Here is a 17,953-nt window from a genome sequence, read left to right as displayed (position 1 = left end):
ACAGCCAAACAAGGAAAACGTTGCAACCAACAAGATAGTTGCCGGTGCGTCAATGCACCCGGACTTCGAAGTGCGCGCATTATCCTGTGATTGACCCTGCCTGTCACTTGGCACCGCGCAATGCTTGAAAACGGGGTTGTCATCGGCGCCGCACCGGGCTCACACTGGCGGCTTTCCGTCTGGCCCGCCACTGGCGGCCAGGTCGCATCCAGCGCTCGCCACGATACTTCCACGGCAAGCCGCGCACTGACAGTTCATTCGGGGACCCTGACATGGAATTGGTTGTAAAAAGCGTAGCCGCAGCATCCTTGAAAACCGCCACCCTGGTCCTGCCCGTCGGCGAAGGCCGCAAGCTGGGCGCCAGCGCCAAGGCCGTCGATGACGCCAGCAAGGGCGCCCTGAGCGCGGTGCTCAAGCGCGGCGACATCGCCGGCAAGGTCGGCCAGACCCTGCTGCTGCAAGGCATCGCCGGGCTCAAGGCCGAGCGCGTGCTGCTGGTCGGCACCGGCAAGGACGAGGGCCTGGGTGATCGCAGCTGGCGCAAGGTCGCCAACGCCATCCTCGGCGTGCTCAAGGGCCTGAACGGTGCCGACGCGGTGCTGGCCCTGGAAGACATCGCCGTCAGCGGCCGCGATGCGCACTACGGCAAGGCCCGCCTGCTGGCGGAAACCCTGCTCGACGGCGAATACGTCTTCGACCGTTTCAAGAGCCAGAAGGCCGAACCCCGTGCCCTGAAGAAAATCACCCTGCTCGCCGACAAGGCCGGCCTGGCCGATACCGAGCGCGCGGTCAAGCACGCCGTGGCCATCACCAACGGCATGCGTTTCACCCGTGACCTGGGCAACCTGCCGCCGAACCTGTGCCACCCGACCTTCCTCGCCGAAGAAGCGAAGACCCTCGGCAAGGCCTTCAAGGGCCTCAAGGTCGAAGTCCTCGACGACAAGAAGATCAAGGACCTCGGCATGGGCGCCTTCTACGCCGTCGGCCAGGGCAGCGACCAGCCGCCACGCCTGATCGTGATGAACTACCAGGGCGGCAAGAAGAGCGACAAGCCGTTCGTGCTGGTGGGCAAGGGCATCACCTTCGACACAGGCGGCATCAGCCTGAAGCCGGGCGCCGGCATGGACGAGATGAAGTACGACATGTGCGGCGCCGCCAGCGTGTTCGGCACCCTGCGCGCCGTGCTCGAACTGCAGTTGCCGATCAACCTGGTGTGCCTGCTGGCCTGCGCCGAGAACATGCCGAGCGGCGGCGCCACCCGTCCGGGCGACATCGTCACCACCATGAGCGGGCAGACCGTGGAGATCCTCAACACCGACGCCGAAGGCCGCCTGGTGCTGTGCGACACCCTGACCTACGCCGAGCGCTTCAAGCCGCAGGCAGTGATCGACATCGCCACTCTGACCGGCGCCTGCATCGTTGCCCTGGGCAGCCACACCTCGGGCCTGATGGGCAACAACGACGAACTGGTCGAGCAACTGCTCAGCGCCGGCAAGCGTGCTGACGACCGCGCCTGGCAACTGCCGCTGTTCGACGAGTATCAGGAGCAACTGGACAGCCCGTTCGCCGACATCGCCAACATCGGCGGACCGAAGGCCGGCACCATCACCGCCGGCTGCTTCCTCTCGCGCTTCGCCAAGGCCTACCACTGGGCGCACCTGGACATCGCCGGCACCGCCTGGATCAGCGGCGGCAAGGACAAGGGCGCCACTGGCCGTCCGGTCCCGCTGCTGACCCAGTACCTGCTCGACCGCGCCAGCGCCTGACCCGGATGCCGACCGGTCCGCTGACCGGTCGGCGACTGCCTCATGAGCAAAGTCGACTTCTATATCCTGCCCAGTCCCTCACCCGCCGTGCGCCTGGATTTCGCCTGCAAGCTCTGCGAAAAGGCCTGGCGCCTGGGGCATCGGGTCTACCTCCATTGCAGCGACACCGCCCAGCGCGACGAGCTGGATGCACGCCTCTGGGCGTTCAAGGGCGAGGCCTTCGTGCCCCACAGCCATGCCGAGGAAGATGCGACGGCTGCGGTGGCGCTGGGCATCGGCGACGATGCCGGCGAGCACCAGGACCTGCTGGTCAATCTCGACCTGAAAGTCCCGCCGTTCGCCGGCCGCTTCGCCCGTATCGCCGAGATCGTGGTGGAGGATCCGGCGATCCGCCAGGCCACCCGAGAGAGTTTCCGCTTCTACCGCGAACAGGGCTATGCTCTGCAAGATCACCGCTTACAGCGATTCTGACGACGATGGACAAACGCCCGCCCCTGCCTCAATCCGCCCACCTGCTGGACGACCTGGAATCGATTCGCCAGTTGCTCGGCGATGAAACCCTGCAACCGCCGTTGCTGACCGACACCGTGGAAGAACAGATCCCGTTGCTGCTGGAGCCGGCCGAGGAGTTGGCCAAGCCAGCGCCCGCTGCTGCGCCGGCGGAGGAAGTCGATCCGCAGACCCGCCGCCAGGACACCTTGCTGCACCTGGATGCCGAACTGCGTGCTGCCGCACAGTTGATCATGCAGGACGTGATCGACGATTTCGCCCCGCATATCGAGAACGAGATCAAGCGCCGCCTGGATGCGCGCCTCGAGCGCCTGCTCAACCAGTCTTCCTGACTTACGCCAATCCCACAGTTGACTCATAACCCTGTGGGAGCTGGCTTGCCAGCGATTTGGCCAGACCTGGCAACATCATTGCCCTTGCCGGCCTCATCGCTGGCAAGCCAGCTCCCACAGGGATCAGCGTCGCTCAGCCCTTCCCCTTCCTGCTTATCGCCTCAACCCCCCGCCTCCGTTATACTTCCCGGCTTTCCCGAATAAATGCCATAGGGTCCCCCCGCGCAATGGATAAGACCTACCAGCCGCACGCCATCGAAACCTCCTGGTACAACACCTGGGAGTCCGAGAATTACTTCGCCCCGCAAGGCGCGGGTGAGTCGTACACCATCATGATCCCGCCGCCGAACGTGACCGGCAGCCTGCACATGGGCCACGGCTTCAACAACGCGATCATGGACGCCCTGATCCGTTTCCGCCGCATGCAGGGGCGCAACACCCTGTGGCAGCCGGGCACCGACCACGCCGGTATCGCCACCCAGATGCTGGTAGAGCGCCAGCTCGAAGCCAAGGGCCAGAACCGTCACGACCTGGGCCGCGAGAAGTTCCTGGAAAAGGTCTGGGAGTGGAAGGATCAGTCCGGTGGCAACATCAGCCGCCAGATCCGCCGCCTGGGCTCCTCCGTGGACTGGAGCCGCGAGCGCTTCACCATGGACGACGGCCTGTCCGAAGCGGTCAAGGAAGCCTTCGTGCGCCTGCATGAAGACGGCCTGATCTACCGCGGCAAGCGCCTGGTCAACTGGGACACCAAGCTGCACACGGCGATCTCCGACCTCGAAGTGGAAAACCACGACGAGAAGGGTCACCTGTGGAACCTGCGCTACCCGCTGGCCGACGGCGCGAAAACCGCTGAAGGCAACGATTACCTCGTAGTCGCCACCACCCGTCCGGAAACCATGCTCGGCGACGCCGCCGTGGCCGTTAACCCGAACGACGAGCGCTACCAGGCGCTGATCGGCAAGTTCGTCGAGCTGCCGCTGATCGGCCGCCGCATCCCGATCATCGCCGACGACTACTGCGACCCTGAATTCGGCACCGGCTGCGTGAAGATCACCCCGGCCCACGATTTCAACGACTACGAAGTCGGCAAGCGCCACAACCTGCCGCTGCTGAACATCTTCGACAAGAACGCCGCCGTCCTCGCGACCGCGCAGGTGTTCAACCTCGACGGCAGCCTCAACGAAGCCATCGATGGCAGCCTGCCAGCCCAGTACGCCGGCCTCGACCGCTTCGTCGCGCGCAAGCAGATCGTTGCCGACTTCGAAGCCCTGGGCCTGCTGGTCAGCGTCGACGACCACGCCCTGAAAGTGCCGAAAGGCGACCGCTCCGGCACCGTCATCGAGCCTTGGCTGACCGACCAGTGGTACGTCTCCACCAAGCCGCTGGCCGAGCCTGCGATCGCTGCCGTGGAAGATGGCCGCATCCAGTTCGTGCCGAAGCAGTACGAGAACATGTACTTCTCCTGGATGCGCGATATCCAGGACTGGTGCATCAGCCGCCAGCTGTGGTGGGGTCACCGCATCCCGGCCTGGTACGACGCTTCCGGCAAGGTCTACGTCGGCCGCAGCGAAGAAGAAGTCCGGGCGAAGAACAACCTCGGCGCCGACGTGGTCCTGAACCAGGACAACGACGTCCTCGACACCTGGTTCAGCTCCGGCCTGTGGACCTTCTCCACCCTTGGCTGGCCGCAGCAGACCGAATTCCTCAAGACCTTCCACTCCACCGACGTGCTGGTCACCGGCTTCGACATCATCTTCTTCTGGGTCGCCCGGATGATCATGCTGACCATGCACCTGGTGAAGAACGAGGACGGCACCCCGCAGGTACCGTTCAAGACCGTCTACGTCCACGGCCTGGTCCGCGATGGCCAGGGCCAGAAGATGTCCAAGTCCAAGGGCAACGTCCTTGACCCGCTGGATATCGTCGACGGCATCACCCTCGATGCCCTGCTGGAAAAACGCACCAGCGGCATGATGCAGCCCAAGCTGGCCGAGAAGATCGCTAAGCAGACCAAGGCCGAATTCCCCGAAGGTATCGCCAGCTACGGCACCGACGCCCTGCGTTTCACCTTCTGCTCGCTGGCATCCACCGGTCGCGACATCAAGTTCGACATGGGCCGCGTCGAGGGCTACCGCAACTTCTGCAACAAGATCTGGAACGCCGCCCGCTATGTGCTGGACAAGGGCGAGGACTGCGGCCAGAACGGCGAGGCCTACGAGCTGTCCCTGGCCGACCGCTGGATCATCTCGCAACTGCAGCGTACCGAAGCCGAAGTGACCCGCCAGCTGGAGCAGTTCCGCTTCGACCTGGCCGCCCAGGCGCTGTACGAGTTCATCTGGAACCAGTACTGCGACTGGTACCTGGAGCTGTCCAAGCCGGTACTGTGGGACGAGAACGCCCCGGTCGAGCGCGCCCGCGGCACCCGTCGCACCCTGGTGCGCGTGCTGGAAGTGGCCCTGCGCCTGGCGCATCCGTTCATGCCGTTCATCACCGAGGAAATCTGGCAGCGCCTGGCGCCGCTGGCCGGTATCGACGGCAAGACCATCATGCTGCAGCCATGGCCTGAAGCGAACGAGAGCCGCATCGATGCCGCTGCCGAAAGCGACATCGAGTGGGTCAAGGAGCTGATGCTCGGCGTGCGCAACATCCGTGGCGAGATGAACATCGGCCCGGGCAAGCCGCTGCAACTGTTCCTGAAGAACGCCAGTGCCGACGACCAGCGTCGCCTCGTCGAGAACGAAGCGCTGCTGAAGAAGCTGGCCAAGATCGAGTCGTTCACCGTGCTCGGCGAGCAGGACGAAGCACCGCTGAGCGCTACCGCGCTGGTCGGTGACCTGCAAGTGCTGGTACCGATGGCCGGCCTGATCGACAAGGATGCGGAACTGGCGCGCCTGAACAAGGAAATCCAGCGTCTGCAAGGCGAAGTCCAGCGTGTAGGCGGCAAGCTGTCCAACGCCGCCTTCGTCGACAAGGCACCGCCTGCGGTGATCGACAAGGAGCGCGCCAAGCTGGCCGAAGCCGAGCAGGCATTGGCCAACTTCACCGAGCAGCACGCGCGGATCGCGGCCCTTTAAATAAGGCGACAGCGACGCGGACCCTGTGGGAGCTGGCTTGCCAGCGATGGCGTCAGTGAATTCACTACCGCAATCGCTGGCAAGCCAGCTCCCACAGGTCTGCGGCAAGCCAACAAATCATGCGGTAATCCTTGAGAGCGGGCCTGGCCCGCTTTTGTATTCATGACCATGAACAAACCCACCCTGCACCCCCGTAACCGCCATCAAGGCCGCTACGACTTCCCCCAGCTGATCAAGAGCAGCCCGGAACTGGCGCGCTTCACCATCACCAATCCGTACGGCAAGCCGAGCATCGACTTCGCCGACCCGGAGGCGGTGCGGGTGTTCAACCGGGCGCTGCTCAAGGCCCAGTACGGCATCCAGTTCTGGGATATTCCTGCCGATTACCTGTGTCCGCCGATTCCGGGCCGTGCCGACTACCTGCACGCCCTGGCCGATCTGCTGGCCGAGGAGAACGCCGGGGAGATCCCTCGTGGTGCGCAGGTCCAGGCGCTGGACATCGGCGTCGGCGCCAACTGCATCTACCCGCTGTTGGGCAATGCCGATTACCGCTGGCGTTTCAGCGGCTCGGATATCGACCCGGTAGCGCTGGCCTCGGCCAGCGCCATCGTCCAGGCCAACCGCCTCGACAAGTTCATCAGCCTGCGCCAGCAGGGCAATCGCAAGCACATCCTCAGCGGCCTGCTGGCCGCCGAGGAACGTTTCGACCTGACCCTGTGCAACCCGCCCTTCCACGCCTCCCGCGAGGAAGCCACCCGCGGCAGCCAGCGTAAATGGCGAGCCCTGGGCAAGGCCGATCCCAAGCGCAAGCTGCCGGTGCTGAACTTTGGCGGGCAAAACAATGAGCTGTGGTGCGAGGGCGGCGAGATTCGTTTCGTCACCCAACTGGTGCAGGAGAGCAAGGCCCTGGGCCAGCAGGTGCTGTGGTTCAGCAGCCTGGTGTCGAAGGCTTCGAACCTGCCTGGCATCGAAGCGGCGCTGAAGAAGGCCGGCGCCGTGGAACAGCGGGTGATGGAAATGGGCCAGGGACAGAAACAGAGCCGCCTGGTAGCCTGGACCTTCCAGGACGCCAATGCTCGGCAGTTGTGGCGCCAGCAACGCTGGACTCCCAGCCACAAGCCTTAAGCGGCAAGCCGCAAGTAAAAAGCGCACCGCATCGCTTTGACTTATGACTTGCAGCTTGAAACTTGAAGCTCAAAAAAAAGAAAAACCGCATCAGGCTCGCGCCGGATGCGGTTTTTTATTGCTGCTTACAATTACTTGTTAACAGCGTCGGTCAGCACTTTGGCTGGCACGAACTTGACGACTTTCTTGGCAGCGATTTCGATGGCAGCGCCAGTCGAAGGGTTGCGGCCGGTACGGGCAGGACGCTCGGTGATTTTCAGCTTGCCAATGCCTGGCAGGGTGATTTCGCTGCCGTTTTCCAGTTGATCAGCAACGATCTGGCCCAGTTGCTCCAGTGCGTTACGCGCGGTGGTTTTTGGCGCGTCGATAGCTTCAGCGATATCGGCGATCAGTTGGTCTTTGGTCAATGCCATGGTGGTGTTCCTTCCCTAATCAAATTCAGTGAGTTTGCAGAGTGCCGCGTCAGCCATCGGGTCCGGCTCCGTCGTGCGGGCGGCCGGGGTACTTCCATTTGCCAATCGCGTATGTAGATACATAAAAATGCGATTGGTTCGACGTGACGCCAGCGGTCTGCCAGCTATGCGCCTTAAGGGGGGCGCAAGACCGGGCAAAACTACCACAGGAATAGATAAATATCCGCTTCGCCCAGGGCAAAAGTGCTGGTTTTTCGGGGGTTTACACAAAATATCGCAAAAAACAGAACGAAAAACGAACCTGGCTCGCCAAGGTCGGCCGCAGAACAGCGCCCGGCCCTGCAGCTGGGTTACACTTGGCAACTTTGCCCGGCCCCGCGCCGCGCCCTCACCGAGCCGAGAATTCCATGCCGATCCGTCATTGCATCGTCCACCTGATCGACAAGAAACCCGATGGCAGCCCTGCGGTGCTGCATGCGCGCGATTCCGAACTGGCCGAGTCGACGGCTATCGAGAACCTCCTCGCCGACCTGAACGACAGCTACAACGCCAAGCAGGGCAAAGCCTGGGGCCTGTTCCACGCCGAGTCCGGCGCCCATCCGTTCAGCGGCTGGCTGAAGGAATACCTGGACAGCGAAAAGACCTTCACCGAATTCAGCCGCATCGCGGTGGAACATCTGCAGAAGCTGATGGAAGAGTCGAACCTGTCGGTCGGCGGCCACGTGCTGTTCGCCCACTACCAGCAAGGCATGACCGACTACCTGGCCATCGCCCTCCTGCACCACAGCGAAGGCGTGGCGGTGAACGCCGAGCTGGATGTGACCCCGTCGCGCCACCTGGACCTGAGCCAGTTGCACCTGGCGGCTCGGATCAACATTTCCGAGTGGCGCAACAACGCCAACTCCAAGCAGTACATCTCCTTTATCAAGGGCAAGAACGGCAAGAAGGTCTCGGACTACTTCCGCGACTTCATCGGTTGCCAGGAAGGGGTCGACGGCCCGGGTGAGACCCGTACCCTGCTCAAGGCCTTCAGCGATTTCGTCGAAAGCGAGGACCTGCCCGAGGAAGCCGCCCGCGAGAAAACCCAGACCCTGGTCGACTACGCCACCAGCCAGACCCGCGCCGGCGAGCCGGTGACCCTCGAAGAGCTGTCCGGCCTGATCGACGAAGACCGGCCGAAAGCCTTCTACGACCATATCCGCAACAAGGACTACGGCCTATCGCCGGAGATCCCGGCGGACAAGCGTACCCTCAATCAATTCCGTCGCTTCACCGGCCGCGCCGAAGGCCTGTCGATCAGCTTCGAGGCCCATCTGCTGGGCTCGAAGATCGAGTATGACGAGGAAGCCGGGACCCTGATCATCAAGGGCCTGCCGACCCAGTTGACCGATCAGTTGAAGCGTCGCAAGGACTGAGCCGCTGGTCCGAACTGATATTTTTGTCAGTAGCGATGGACGGATCCGCCTGTATAGCCTGAAAGCTGCGCCGCGCCCCGCATCCTGTGAGGGCCGGCACGCTGGAGGGGACGCGACATGCGCATACTCGCAACGCTGGTTTGCCTATCACTGGCTTCAGGCGCGGCGCTCGCAGGCCCCGGCGAGGACACGGCCAACGCGCTGAATGCGCGCTACGCCAAGACCTCGCGCAATTGCGGCAGCACGTCGCAGCCGGCGTTCCTGTGTGAAGGTGTCATCGTGCGGGCCACCGCAGAGCCGAAATTCTGGGTACCCCAGGAAAAAAACCTCCAGTCCGGCGCTATATCCGTGTCCTACCTGCGCAAGGACGCGAAGTTCAAGACCCTGGTCTATCGCCGCAATAGCGGCTTCACCCTGTTCCCGGTGTTCAACAACCCGAGAAGCAAGAGCTACGAAGTGCTCTGCGCCTTCCCCAACGACGGCGGCACGGACAACCGCAAGGACCGGGGCTGTACGGACCACGTGCAAACGCCTGCGGTGGAAAGCAACTGCGATGTGATCGGCATCCGCACCGGACAGGATTTCATCAATCGTTTCCCTGCGGACAAGGTCAGGTACAGCGAGATATGCAGTTTCGACGTGCGTGACCGGCGCAACGACCACGCCGGCCCGGCCTTCATGGCCAGTATCGAAGCGCGTAACCTGGGGGGTGAAACGCTCTTCGCGGTGCAGAACGAATTGCGCGTCGCCACCTGGGGCAACACCCCGCCCAACGACCCGCCGGTGGAGAGCACCTTCTACACCGTGCCGCCCTCCTCCGACAGCCCGGGCCTGGAAAACGCGAGGGCCAACCAGATCGAGTGGTGGATCGCCGCCAGACGCTACCTGCCGCTGGTCAGGCTGGATCTGCCACAAACCCTGAGCGCCGACGCCAGGTTCAGCTACAAAGCCGAGGACCAGGCCATCCAGCCCACCACCGCGGCCAATGCCTGTGCCAGCTTCTTCGATAGCGCCCGCTTCGAGGACATCCCGGCAACAGCCACCTCCCCCGCGATGAAAAGCCTGAAGCTGGTGCCAAGCGCCTGCGGCCGCGAGGTGCGGGACGACCAGACCAACAACTTCTTCAACGAACTGGTCGCCCGCTACTACCGCGATACGGCCTGGCAAAGCACATCGACCCACAATCCGCAGAACATCTTGAGCATGCGTCGGCAACTGACCTGCCATTTCGTCTATCGACGCTACGCCCCGGAATGGACGCTGGAGCCCCATCGGGCCCTGATCGGTATCCAGGAATCAGGTGCCAGACAGTGCGACAACTGAACCGCTCACCAGGGAGCGATCCGGTTCAGTATCCCTTCAGCAGGAGGTCAATATGAACACCAGCAACCTCTCATGGATTGCCCTGAGCCTAGTCATTGCCGCAATCCCCCTGGAACGCGCCAGCGCGGCCATGAATTGTTCCGAACCCGTCCTCTCAGGGGAGTGGGGCGAAGAAGCGGTCGGCACCAGCTATTTCACCAAAGGCACCTACCCCAGCGTGCAGATCAGGCTGAACCACGCCGAATGCACGTACGGACCGGAGGACACCGAGGCGCTGCTTGAGCTGATCGTCGGGGAACACGAACAAGACCCTGAATGGAACAGCCCCAAACTGACCGCCCAGCAGATGCGCGACAGCGTCAGGTTTCAGCTGGAGTGCCAACTGAGCAAGTCACCAATCCCCGACCCGATCACCCTCGAACCGAGGCGCCAGGGGGTGTCTCTGGATGCCTTCAAGAAGATGAACTGCAACACCCCGTGACGGCCCCGGCCTGTCCCGCGAAGGAGGCGACCAGTGCCTCCTTCGCTTTTTTGCGCAAGGCCTTGATCAGGCGCTCATGACGCAGTGCCTGGGACTTGTCCGGCCAGGCCTCGACATAGACCAGCGCCACTGCGGGGCTGGTGCTGAAATAACGGGCCCCGCGCCCCTTCTGGTGAGCCGCGAAGCGCCGTTCGGGATTGTCGCTGATACCGCAGTACAGCGAGCCATTGGCGGCGCGCACCAGGTAGACGTACCAGGGTTTATCGGGTGCGGAGGCTTCGGTCACGGGCGCAAGAAACGGATGGTGGCAGGAGGTGACAGCTTACCCTCTCAGCGCCCGCTCTGGAACGCGCGCAGCCCCTTGAGCGCCTGCTGGCCCACCTTGTTGCGCAGGAAAGGCGTCCAGCCCAGCAACAGCCCCGGAGTACCCAGCGCCTGGCGGGACCAGCGCCAGAAATCGAAGACATCATGGTGCTCGACGATCAGGCCGTCGCGGATGACGAATGTCGCGCGGATATCGTTGACCACTACCCTGCCCGTCTGGCTGAACAGGTAGGTCGCCACCCAATGCGCCGAACCGCCACGCTCGTCCGCACGGACGCTGTCGAAGGTCAGGGAGAAGTCCTTGGCGCGGCTGGTCAGCATGCGCCACATATCGCCGGCGTCCTTGCCGCGCAGGGTGCCGAAGGCCGGGTCGCTGAAGACGATATCGGGGCTGTAGCAAGCGACCATCGCCTCGGCATCCAGGCGCTGGAAGGCCTGGTAGAAGCGGTTGATCAGGGCACTGTTGGCATCGCTCATGACGGGTTCCATCACCGGTAAGATCGAGGGATGCACGATAGTCCGGCTGGCGGCACAAGGCCAGCGCCATCAACCGGACTTATAAGGCGTCCTCAAATCCGCTCGCTGCTCGCCTGGACATACTGCGTGCGCCCGGCCTTCAGCCCGAAGACGATGGCAGCGGCGCCGATCACGGCGAAAATCCAGCCTACCGCGCCCCAGCCGCCGGAAAGATCGTGCACCAGGCCCACCGCGAACGGCCCGGCCGAGGCCAGGGTGTAACCGACGCCCTGAGCCATGCTCGACAGGTGCGCCGCAACATGAGCGTCCCTTGAACGCAGGACGATCAGGGTCAGGGCCAGGGCGAAGGTGCCGCCCTGGCCGATGCCGAGCACTACCGCCCAGCCCCACAGCCCGCCCAGCGGCGCATACAGGCAACCGAACAGACCGGCCAGGGTCAGGACCATGACGATCACGATCGCCAGGCGCTGGTCCTTGCCGCGGGTCGCCAGCATCGGTGCGGTCAGGGCGCTGAGCAGTTGCACGATCACCGAGCCGGACAGCACCAGCCCCGCTTCGGTCGGGCTCAGGCCGCGACCGATGAGGATCGACGGCAACCAGCCGAAAACGATATAGGCTAGGGACGATTGCAGGCCCATGTACAGGGTCACCTGCCAGGCCAGGCGGTCGCGCCACAGGCCGCGTACCTGGAAGGCCGCATGGTGGGCACCGTGGCCCTGACGCGCCTGGGGCAGCCAGATCAGCGCCGCCACCACCGCCGGAATCAGCCAGACACCGAGCCCAAGGCGCCAGTCATCACCGAAGTGATGGCTCAGCGGCACCGTCGCGCCTGCTGCCAGCGCCGCGCCGAGACACAGGGCCATGGTGTAGACGCCCATCAGGCTGCCGGCGTGGGCCGGGAAATCGCGCTTGACGATGCCCGGCAGCAGCACGCCGATCACCCCGATGCTGGCCCCGGCGATCAGGCTGCCGGCGAAGATGCCGAAGCTGCCGAAGTTGCTGCGCAAGGCGATACCGCCGGCCAGGCACAACAGCACGCCGAGGATCACCCGCTCGCTGCCGAAACGCCGCGCCAGCATCGGCGCCAGTGGCGCGAACAGGCCCAGGCAAAGCACCGGCAAGGTCGTCAGCAGGCCGGCCTGGGAACCACTCAGGCCCAGGCCGCTGGACACATCGCCCAGCACCGGGGCCATGCTCGACAGCGCCGGACGCAGGTTCAGCGCCACCAGTACCAGGCCCAGCAGAAGCAGCCAGGCGCTGGGTTGGCGGGCTGGCGGTTGCAATTCGGCATCGTCGACTTCGGCGTCGATCAGCAGTTCGTCAAGCACCGGCCCGTGGGGCGTCGGCTTGGTGGGAAGGTCTTGGCCCATGGCAGTCTCGAAAAGTCAGGGTTCGTTGATCAGTGTCCGGCTGAGGGCCTTGGCCCGTTCCGGATCTTGGCGCTCGACGGCGTCGAGGATCTGTTCATGCAGGTCGAATACCGCCTGCTTGCGCGGGGTGTGGCTCATGCTGTGCTCCAGCTTCATCGCCACCACGCTGGAGAAATAGCGGTACAGCTCGCTGAGTGCCGGGTTGTGCGCGGCGTCGACCAGGCGCTGGTGGAAGACCAGGTCGCAGCGGATGTAGTCGTCGAGTTCGCCGTGGAAATGGCTACCGCTGTGCGTAAGGGCTTCGTGCAGTCCGGCAAGGTCGGCCTCGGTACGACGCAAGGCCGCCAGGCCGATGGCTTCGGCTTCCAGCAGGTGCCGGGCTTCGCGGGCGTGCTCCAGACTGCAGGTGGACAGCACCTGCACCGCCGAGAGCGGATCGGAGGCGGTGCGCAGGTAGCTGCCATCGCCCTGGCGGATTTCCACCTGGCCGCTGAAGGCCAGCACGCGCATGGCCTCGCGCACGGTGTTGCGGCTGATACCGAGCTCGGCGGCGAGCTCTGGCTCGGTGGGCAGGCGCTGGCCGACGGTCCAGAAGCCTTGGCTGATGCGCTGGCGGAGTTGGTCGACGGCTTGTTCGACCAGGGAGCGTTTGATGAGCATTGGGCTATTACATCCAATCATCGGATGAATTCAGGAGGGGCAAGGGTAACGGGTTGTTTCAGGGAAATGCAAACATCAGGGGGATTTGTGGTGAATTTCAGGGCCTCATCGCTGGCAAGCCAGCTCCCACAGGGTCCGCAGTGCACGCAAAACCTTGTGGGCTTGCCAGCGATGGAGTTTCAGGTCAGTTCAGGGCGTCGAGCAACGCCTGGTTCTGCTCTTCGGTACCAATGCTGATACGCAGGAACTGGTCGATCCGCGGCAGCTTGAAGTGCCGCACGATCACACCTTGCTCGCGCAGCGCCGCGGCGATGCCGGCCGCATCCTTCTGCGGGTGACGGGCGAAGATGAAGTTGGCTGCCGAGGGCAGGACTTCGAAACCACGGCCAATCAGTTCGGCCACCAGTTTCTCGCGGCTGGCGATGACCTTGTTGCAGGTCTCCTCGAAGTACGCCTTGTCTTCGAACGCCGCAGCGGCACCGACGATGGCGACCCGGTCCAGCGGATAGGAGTTGAAGCTGTTCTTGATCCGCTCCAGCGCCTCGATCAGGTCCGGATGCCCCACCGCCAGGCCAACCCGCAGCCCCGCCAGGGAGCGCGACTTGGACAGGGTCTGGGTCACCAGCAGGTTCGGGTAGCGGTCCACCAGGCTGATGGCGGTTTCACCGCCAAAGTCGATGTACGCCTCATCCACCACCACCACCGATTCGGTGTTGGCCTTGAGCAGTTGCTCGATGGCCTCAAGGGCCAGCAGGCAGCCGGTCGGCGCATTCGGGTTGGGGAAGATGATCCCGGCATTCGGCTGCTGGTAGTCCTCGACACGGATCTGGAACTGCTCGTCCAGCGCCACCGGCGCCGACTGGATGCCGTACAGGCCGCAGTAGACCGGATAGAAGCTGTAGCTGATGTCCGGGAACAGCAGCGGCGCGTCGTGCTGGAACAGGCCGTGGAAGATGTGCGCCAGCACTTCGTCCGAGCCGTTGCCGAGGAACACCTGGTTGGTCTGCACGCCGTAGTAGCGAGCGACGGCCTGCTTGAGCAGGTCGCTGTTCGGATCCGGATACAGACGCAGGTTTTCACCCAGTTCGCCACGCATGGCTTCCAGCGCCTTCGGCGAAGGGCCATAGGGATTTTCGTTGGTGTTGAGCTTGACCAGTTTGGTCAGCTTCGGCTGCTCACCCGGTACGTAGGGCACCAGGTTCTTGACGAAGGGGCTCCAGAATTTGCTCATGTTCAGTTGCCCTCTTGATCGGCAAGGATGCGGTATTCGGCACTGCGCGCGTGGGCGCTGAGGGATTCGCCACGGGCCAGGACCGATGCGGTCTTGCCCAGTTCGGAAGCGCCCTGCTCGGAGCAGAAGATGATCGACGAACGCTTCTGGAAGTCGTAGACCCCCAGCGGCGAAGAGAAACGCGCGGTGCCGGAGGTCGGCAGCACGTGGTTGGGGCCGGCGCAGTAGTCGCCCAGGGCTTCGCTGGTGTGGCGGCCCATGAAGATCGCACCGGCGTGGCGGATCTTCGGCAGCCAGGCCTGCGGATCCGCAACCGACAGTTCCAGGTGCTCCGGAGCAATGCGGTTGGCGACTTCCATGGCCTGCTCCATGTCGCGGACATGGATCAGCGCGCCACGGCCATCGATGGAAGTGCGGATGATTTCGGCACGGTCCATGGTCGGCAGCAGCTTGTCGATGCTGGCGGCGACACGGTCGAGGAAGTCGGCGTCCGGGCTGACCAGGATCGACTGCGCGTCCTCGTCGTGCTCGGCCTGGGAGAACAGGTCCATGGCGATCCAGTCCGGATCGGTCTGACCATCGCAGACCACGAGGATCTCCGACGGGCCGGCGATCATGTCGATACCGACCTGGCCGAACACGTGCCGCTTGGCGGTAGCCACGTAGATATTGCCCGGGCCGACCACCTTGTCCACCTGCGGTACGCTTTCGGTGCCATAGGCCAGGGCCGCGACGGCCTGGGCGCCACCGATGGTGAAGACGCGGTCGACACCGGCGATGCAGGCCGCTGCCAGGACGATCTCGTTGATCTCGCCACGCGGGGTCGGCACCACCATCACCACCTCGCCGACGCCGGCAACCTTGGCCGGAATGGCGTTCATCAGCACGGAAGACGGGTACGACGCCTTGCCGCCCGGCACGTACAGGCCGGCGCGGTCCAGCGGAGTGACTTTCTGGCCGAGTACGGTACCGTCGGCTTCGGTGTAGCTCCAGGAGTCCTGCTTCTGCCGCTCGTGGTACAGGCGCACGCGCTCGGCGGCTTTTTCCAGAGCCTGGCGCTGCTCCGCAGTGATGCGGGTCAGGGCCAGTTCCAGGCGCTCGCGGCCGAGGATCAGGTCATCGATGGTCTTGGCGTCGACACCGTCGAAGCGCTGGGTGAACTCCACCAGCGCCGCATCGCCGCGCTCGCGCACGGCCTGGATGATGTCGAGAACCCGCTGGTTGACCGCGTCATCGGACACGCTTTCCCAGCTCAGCAGATGATCCAGATGTCGGGCGAAATCCGGGTCAGCGGCATTGAGTCGGCGAATTGCGGTGGACGTGGTCATAGCTAAGGCCTCGGTTATTTGGCGAATGCTCAGGCGCCCTGAAGCTACCAGACCATCCGCGCGGGCACCCGAGAAAATTGGCTATGACGCGGATAGACGGGCGCGGCTCAGATGCCGCGCGCAAGGTCAGCCGCGGTGTCGAGACTCCACGGCCTGACGCAGGGTGTCGATCAGGCTCTGGATACGGGCGTGCTGCATCTTCATCGATGCCTTGTTGACCACCAGGCGGGAGCTGATGGTAGCGATGAGTTCCTGGGGTTCCAGGCCATTGGCGCGCAGGGTGTTGCCGGTGTCGACGACGTCGATGATCTTGTCGGCGAGGTTGACCAGTGGCGCCAGCTCCATCGAGCCATAGAGCTTGATGATATCGACCTGACGGCCCTGCTCGGCATAGTAGCGCTTGGCGACGTTGACGAACTTGGTGGCGACGCGCAGGCGGCCCTTGGGCTCCGGCGCACCGATGGCACCGGCAGTCATCAGCTTGCAGCAGGCGATTTTCAGATCCAGCGGCTCGTACATGCCCTGGCCGCCGTATTCCATCAGCACGTCCTTGCCGGCCACACCCAGATCGGCGGCGCCATGCTCGACATAGGTCGGCACGTCGGTGGCCCGCACGATCAGCAGGCGTACGTCGTCCTGGGTCGTGGGGATGATCAGTTTGCGGCTCTTGTCCGGATTCTCGGTGGGCACGATGCCCGCTTCCGCCAACAGCGGCAGGGTATCGTCGAGAATGCGGCCCTTGGACAGCGCGATGGTCAACATGAAACGTCGGTCCTTATGCGGCTTGAAGCCGCCGGGGCCCGAAGGCCAGCGGCGGCGTTGTTCAATTCGTGGCGCGTCCCTGCGCCGTCGGCAGACTAGCCCGGTACGCGGCGGATCTTCGCGCCCAGCATCTGCAGTTTTTCCTCGATGCACTCGTAGCCACGGTCTATATGGTAGATACGGTCGATCAGGGTATCGCCTTCGGCAACCAGGGCCGACAGCACCAGGCTGGCCGAAGCCCGCAGGTCGGTGGCCATGACTGGCGCGCCTTTCAGGGCCTTGGTCCCGGTGACGATGGCGGTGTTGCCTTCGACCTGGATCTGCGCGCCCATGCGGTGCATTTCGTAGACGTGCATGAAGCGGTTTTCGAAGATCGTCTCGATCACCGCGCCAGTGCCTTCGGCAATGGCGTTGAGGGAGATGAACTGCGCTTGCATGTCGGTCGGGAACGCCGGGTACGGAGCGGTACGCAGGTTGACGGCTTTCGGCCGTTTGCCGTGCATGTCCAGTTCGATCCAGTCTTCACCGGTATTGATCTCGGCGCCAGCTTCCTTGAGCTTCTCGAGGACGGCTTCGAGGATGGTCGGATCGGTGTCCTTGACCTTGACGCGACCGCCGGTGACGGCAGCGGCGACCAGGTAGGTGCCGGTCTCGATACGGTCAGGCATGACGCGGTAGGTCGCCGAGCCCAGGCGCTCGACGCCATCGATGGTGATGGTGTCGGTGCCGGCACCCTGGATCTTCGCGCCCATGGCGATCAGGAAGTTGGCCAGGTCGACCACTTCCGGCTCGCGCGCGGCGTTCTGCAGGACGCTGCGGCCCTTGGCCAGGGCAGCGGCCATCATGATGTTCTCGGTACCGGTCACACTGACGGTGTCGAAGAAGAACTGCGCACCGCGCAGGCCGCCCTCAGGCGCCTTGGCCTTGATGTAGCCGCCTTCCACTTCGATCTTCGCGCCCATGGCCTCGAGGCCGCGGATGTGCAGGTCGACCGGACGCGAACCGATGGCGCAACCGCCAGGCAGGGCCACTTCGGCTTCGCCGAAACGGGCGACCATCGGGCCCAGCACCAGGATCGAGGCACGCATGGTCTTGACCAGCTCATACGGCGCGACCAGGGTCTTGATGGTGCGTGGATCGATCTCCACCGAGAGCTTCTCGTCGATCACCGGCTCGATGCCCATGCGCCCGAACAGCTCGATCATGGTGGTGATGTCGTGCAGGTGCGGCAGGTTGCCGACGGTGACCGGGCCATCGCACAGCAGGGTGGCCGACAGAATCGGCAGGGCCGCGTTCTTGGCACCGGAAATGCGGATCTCGCCATCAAGACGAGCGCCGCCAGTAATAATCAGTTTGTCCATT

Annotated in this window: 17 protein-coding genes; 8 read left to right on the top strand and 9 right to left on the bottom strand. The window is 63.9% G+C overall.

Features of this window, described 5'->3' with window-relative positions; translation table 11 throughout:
* The first annotated feature begins 272 nt into the window (after nt 1–272).
* The 5 genes from AC2CQI_RS25765 to rlmF all read left to right on the top strand — a co-directional run bounded on the left by AC2CQI_RS25765 (nt 273) and on the right by rlmF (nt 6,807).
* Nucleotides 273–1,766 carry a leucyl aminopeptidase gene (locus tag AC2CQI_RS25765; RefSeq protein ID WP_484578286.1) on the top strand — a complete coding sequence of 498 codons (1,494 nt, stop codon included), beginning with the start codon at nt 273–275 and terminating at the stop codon, nt 1,764–1,766.
* 42 nt (nt 1,767–1,808) lie between these two features.
* Nucleotides 1,809–2,237 (top strand): DNA polymerase III subunit chi, encoded by a 429-nt coding sequence (locus AC2CQI_RS25760; protein ID WP_075806643.1) that lies wholly within the window; start codon nt 1,809–1,811, stop codon nt 2,235–2,237.
* Between the two features lie 5 nt (nt 2,238–2,242).
* Nucleotides 2,243–2,608 (top strand): DNA polymerase III subunit chi, encoded by a 366-nt coding sequence (locus tag AC2CQI_RS25755; protein WP_075806642.1) that lies wholly within the window; start codon nt 2,243–2,245, stop codon nt 2,606–2,608.
* Nucleotides 2,609–2,835: 227 nt separating this feature from the next.
* On the top strand, nt 2,836–5,682 hold the full coding sequence (locus AC2CQI_RS25750) for a valine--tRNA ligase (RefSeq protein ID WP_484578285.1): 2,847 nt from the start codon (nt 2,836–2,838) through the stop codon (nt 5,680–5,682).
* A gap of 162 nt (nt 5,683–5,844) precedes the next feature.
* Nucleotides 5,845–6,807: a 23S rRNA (adenine(1618)-N(6))-methyltransferase RlmF gene (gene rlmF, locus AC2CQI_RS25745; RefSeq protein ID WP_484578284.1), complete on the top strand. Its 963-nt coding sequence runs from the start codon at nt 5,845–5,847 to the stop codon at nt 6,805–6,807.
* A gap of 131 nt (nt 6,808–6,938) precedes the next feature.
* Here the strand turns inward: rlmF and AC2CQI_RS25740 are convergent, their stop codons facing one another.
* Complete coding sequence (locus AC2CQI_RS25740; protein WP_009398256.1) at nt 6,939–7,220, bottom strand: HU family DNA-binding protein; 282 nt, start codon at nt 7,218–7,220, stop codon at nt 6,939–6,941.
* Nucleotides 7,221–7,627: 407 nt separating this feature from the next.
* Between AC2CQI_RS25740 and yejK the strand changes: the two genes are divergently transcribed.
* From yejK to AC2CQI_RS25725, 3 genes are all read left to right on the top strand, one after another.
* A complete protein-coding gene (gene yejK, locus AC2CQI_RS25735; RefSeq protein ID WP_075806639.1) occupies nt 7,628–8,635 on the top strand; it encodes a nucleoid-associated protein YejK in 1,008 nt (335 codons plus the stop codon).
* Nucleotides 8,636–8,752: 117 nt separating this feature from the next.
* Nucleotides 8,753–9,958 (top strand): DUF2599 domain-containing protein, encoded by a 1,206-nt coding sequence (locus AC2CQI_RS25730; RefSeq protein ID WP_484578283.1) that lies wholly within the window; start codon nt 8,753–8,755, stop codon nt 9,956–9,958.
* A gap of 52 nt (nt 9,959–10,010) precedes the next feature.
* A complete protein-coding gene (locus AC2CQI_RS25725; protein WP_075806637.1) occupies nt 10,011–10,439 on the top strand; it encodes a hypothetical protein in 429 nt (142 codons plus the stop codon).
* Here the strand turns inward: AC2CQI_RS25725 and AC2CQI_RS25720 are convergent.
* From AC2CQI_RS25720 to murA, 8 genes are all read right to left on the bottom strand, one after another.
* Nucleotides 10,411–10,725, bottom strand: coding sequence for a GIY-YIG nuclease family protein (locus AC2CQI_RS25720; RefSeq protein WP_075806636.1), 315 nt, complete (start codon nt 10,723–10,725; stop codon nt 10,411–10,413). The genes AC2CQI_RS25725 and AC2CQI_RS25720 overlap by 29 nt on opposite strands.
* Before the next feature lie 44 nt (nt 10,726–10,769).
* Nucleotides 10,770–11,240 carry a nuclear transport factor 2 family protein gene (locus AC2CQI_RS25715; RefSeq protein WP_484578282.1) on the bottom strand — a complete coding sequence of 157 codons (471 nt, stop codon included), beginning with the start codon at nt 11,238–11,240 and terminating at the stop codon, nt 10,770–10,772.
* Between the two features lie 92 nt (nt 11,241–11,332).
* Nucleotides 11,333–12,610, bottom strand: a complete 1,278-nt coding sequence (locus AC2CQI_RS25710) for a CynX/NimT family MFS transporter (protein ID WP_484578281.1) — start codon at nt 12,608–12,610, stop codon at nt 11,333–11,335.
* A gap of 15 nt (nt 12,611–12,625) precedes the next feature.
* Nucleotides 12,626–13,270 carry a FadR/GntR family transcriptional regulator gene (locus AC2CQI_RS25705; RefSeq protein WP_372239152.1) on the bottom strand — a complete coding sequence of 215 codons (645 nt, stop codon included), beginning with the start codon at nt 13,268–13,270 and terminating at the stop codon, nt 12,626–12,628.
* A 184-nt stretch (nt 13,271–13,454) separates the two neighbouring features.
* Nucleotides 13,455–14,501: a histidinol-phosphate transaminase gene (gene hisC / locus AC2CQI_RS25700; protein WP_484578280.1), complete on the bottom strand. Its 1,047-nt coding sequence runs from the start codon at nt 14,499–14,501 to the stop codon at nt 13,455–13,457.
* Between the two features lie 2 nt (nt 14,502–14,503).
* Nucleotides 14,504–15,829, bottom strand: coding sequence for a histidinol dehydrogenase (gene hisD, locus AC2CQI_RS25695; RefSeq protein ID WP_075806631.1), 1,326 nt, complete (start codon nt 15,827–15,829; stop codon nt 14,504–14,506).
* 126 nt (nt 15,830–15,955) lie between these two features.
* Nucleotides 15,956–16,591 carry an ATP phosphoribosyltransferase gene (gene hisG / locus AC2CQI_RS25690; RefSeq protein ID WP_075806630.1) on the bottom strand — a complete coding sequence of 212 codons (636 nt, stop codon included), beginning with the start codon at nt 16,589–16,591 and terminating at the stop codon, nt 15,956–15,958.
* A gap of 95 nt (nt 16,592–16,686) precedes the next feature.
* Entirely contained in the window at nt 16,687–17,952 is a 1,266-nt protein-coding gene (gene murA / locus AC2CQI_RS25685; protein WP_075806629.1) for a UDP-N-acetylglucosamine 1-carboxyvinyltransferase, read from the bottom strand.
* Nucleotide 17,953 lies beyond the last annotated feature (1 nt).

It is taken from the genome of Pseudomonas sp. P2S-1 (assembly GCF_057197725.1).
Note: the sequence above shows the minus strand (reverse complement) of the source record. Positions and strands in the feature narration are given on the sequence as shown.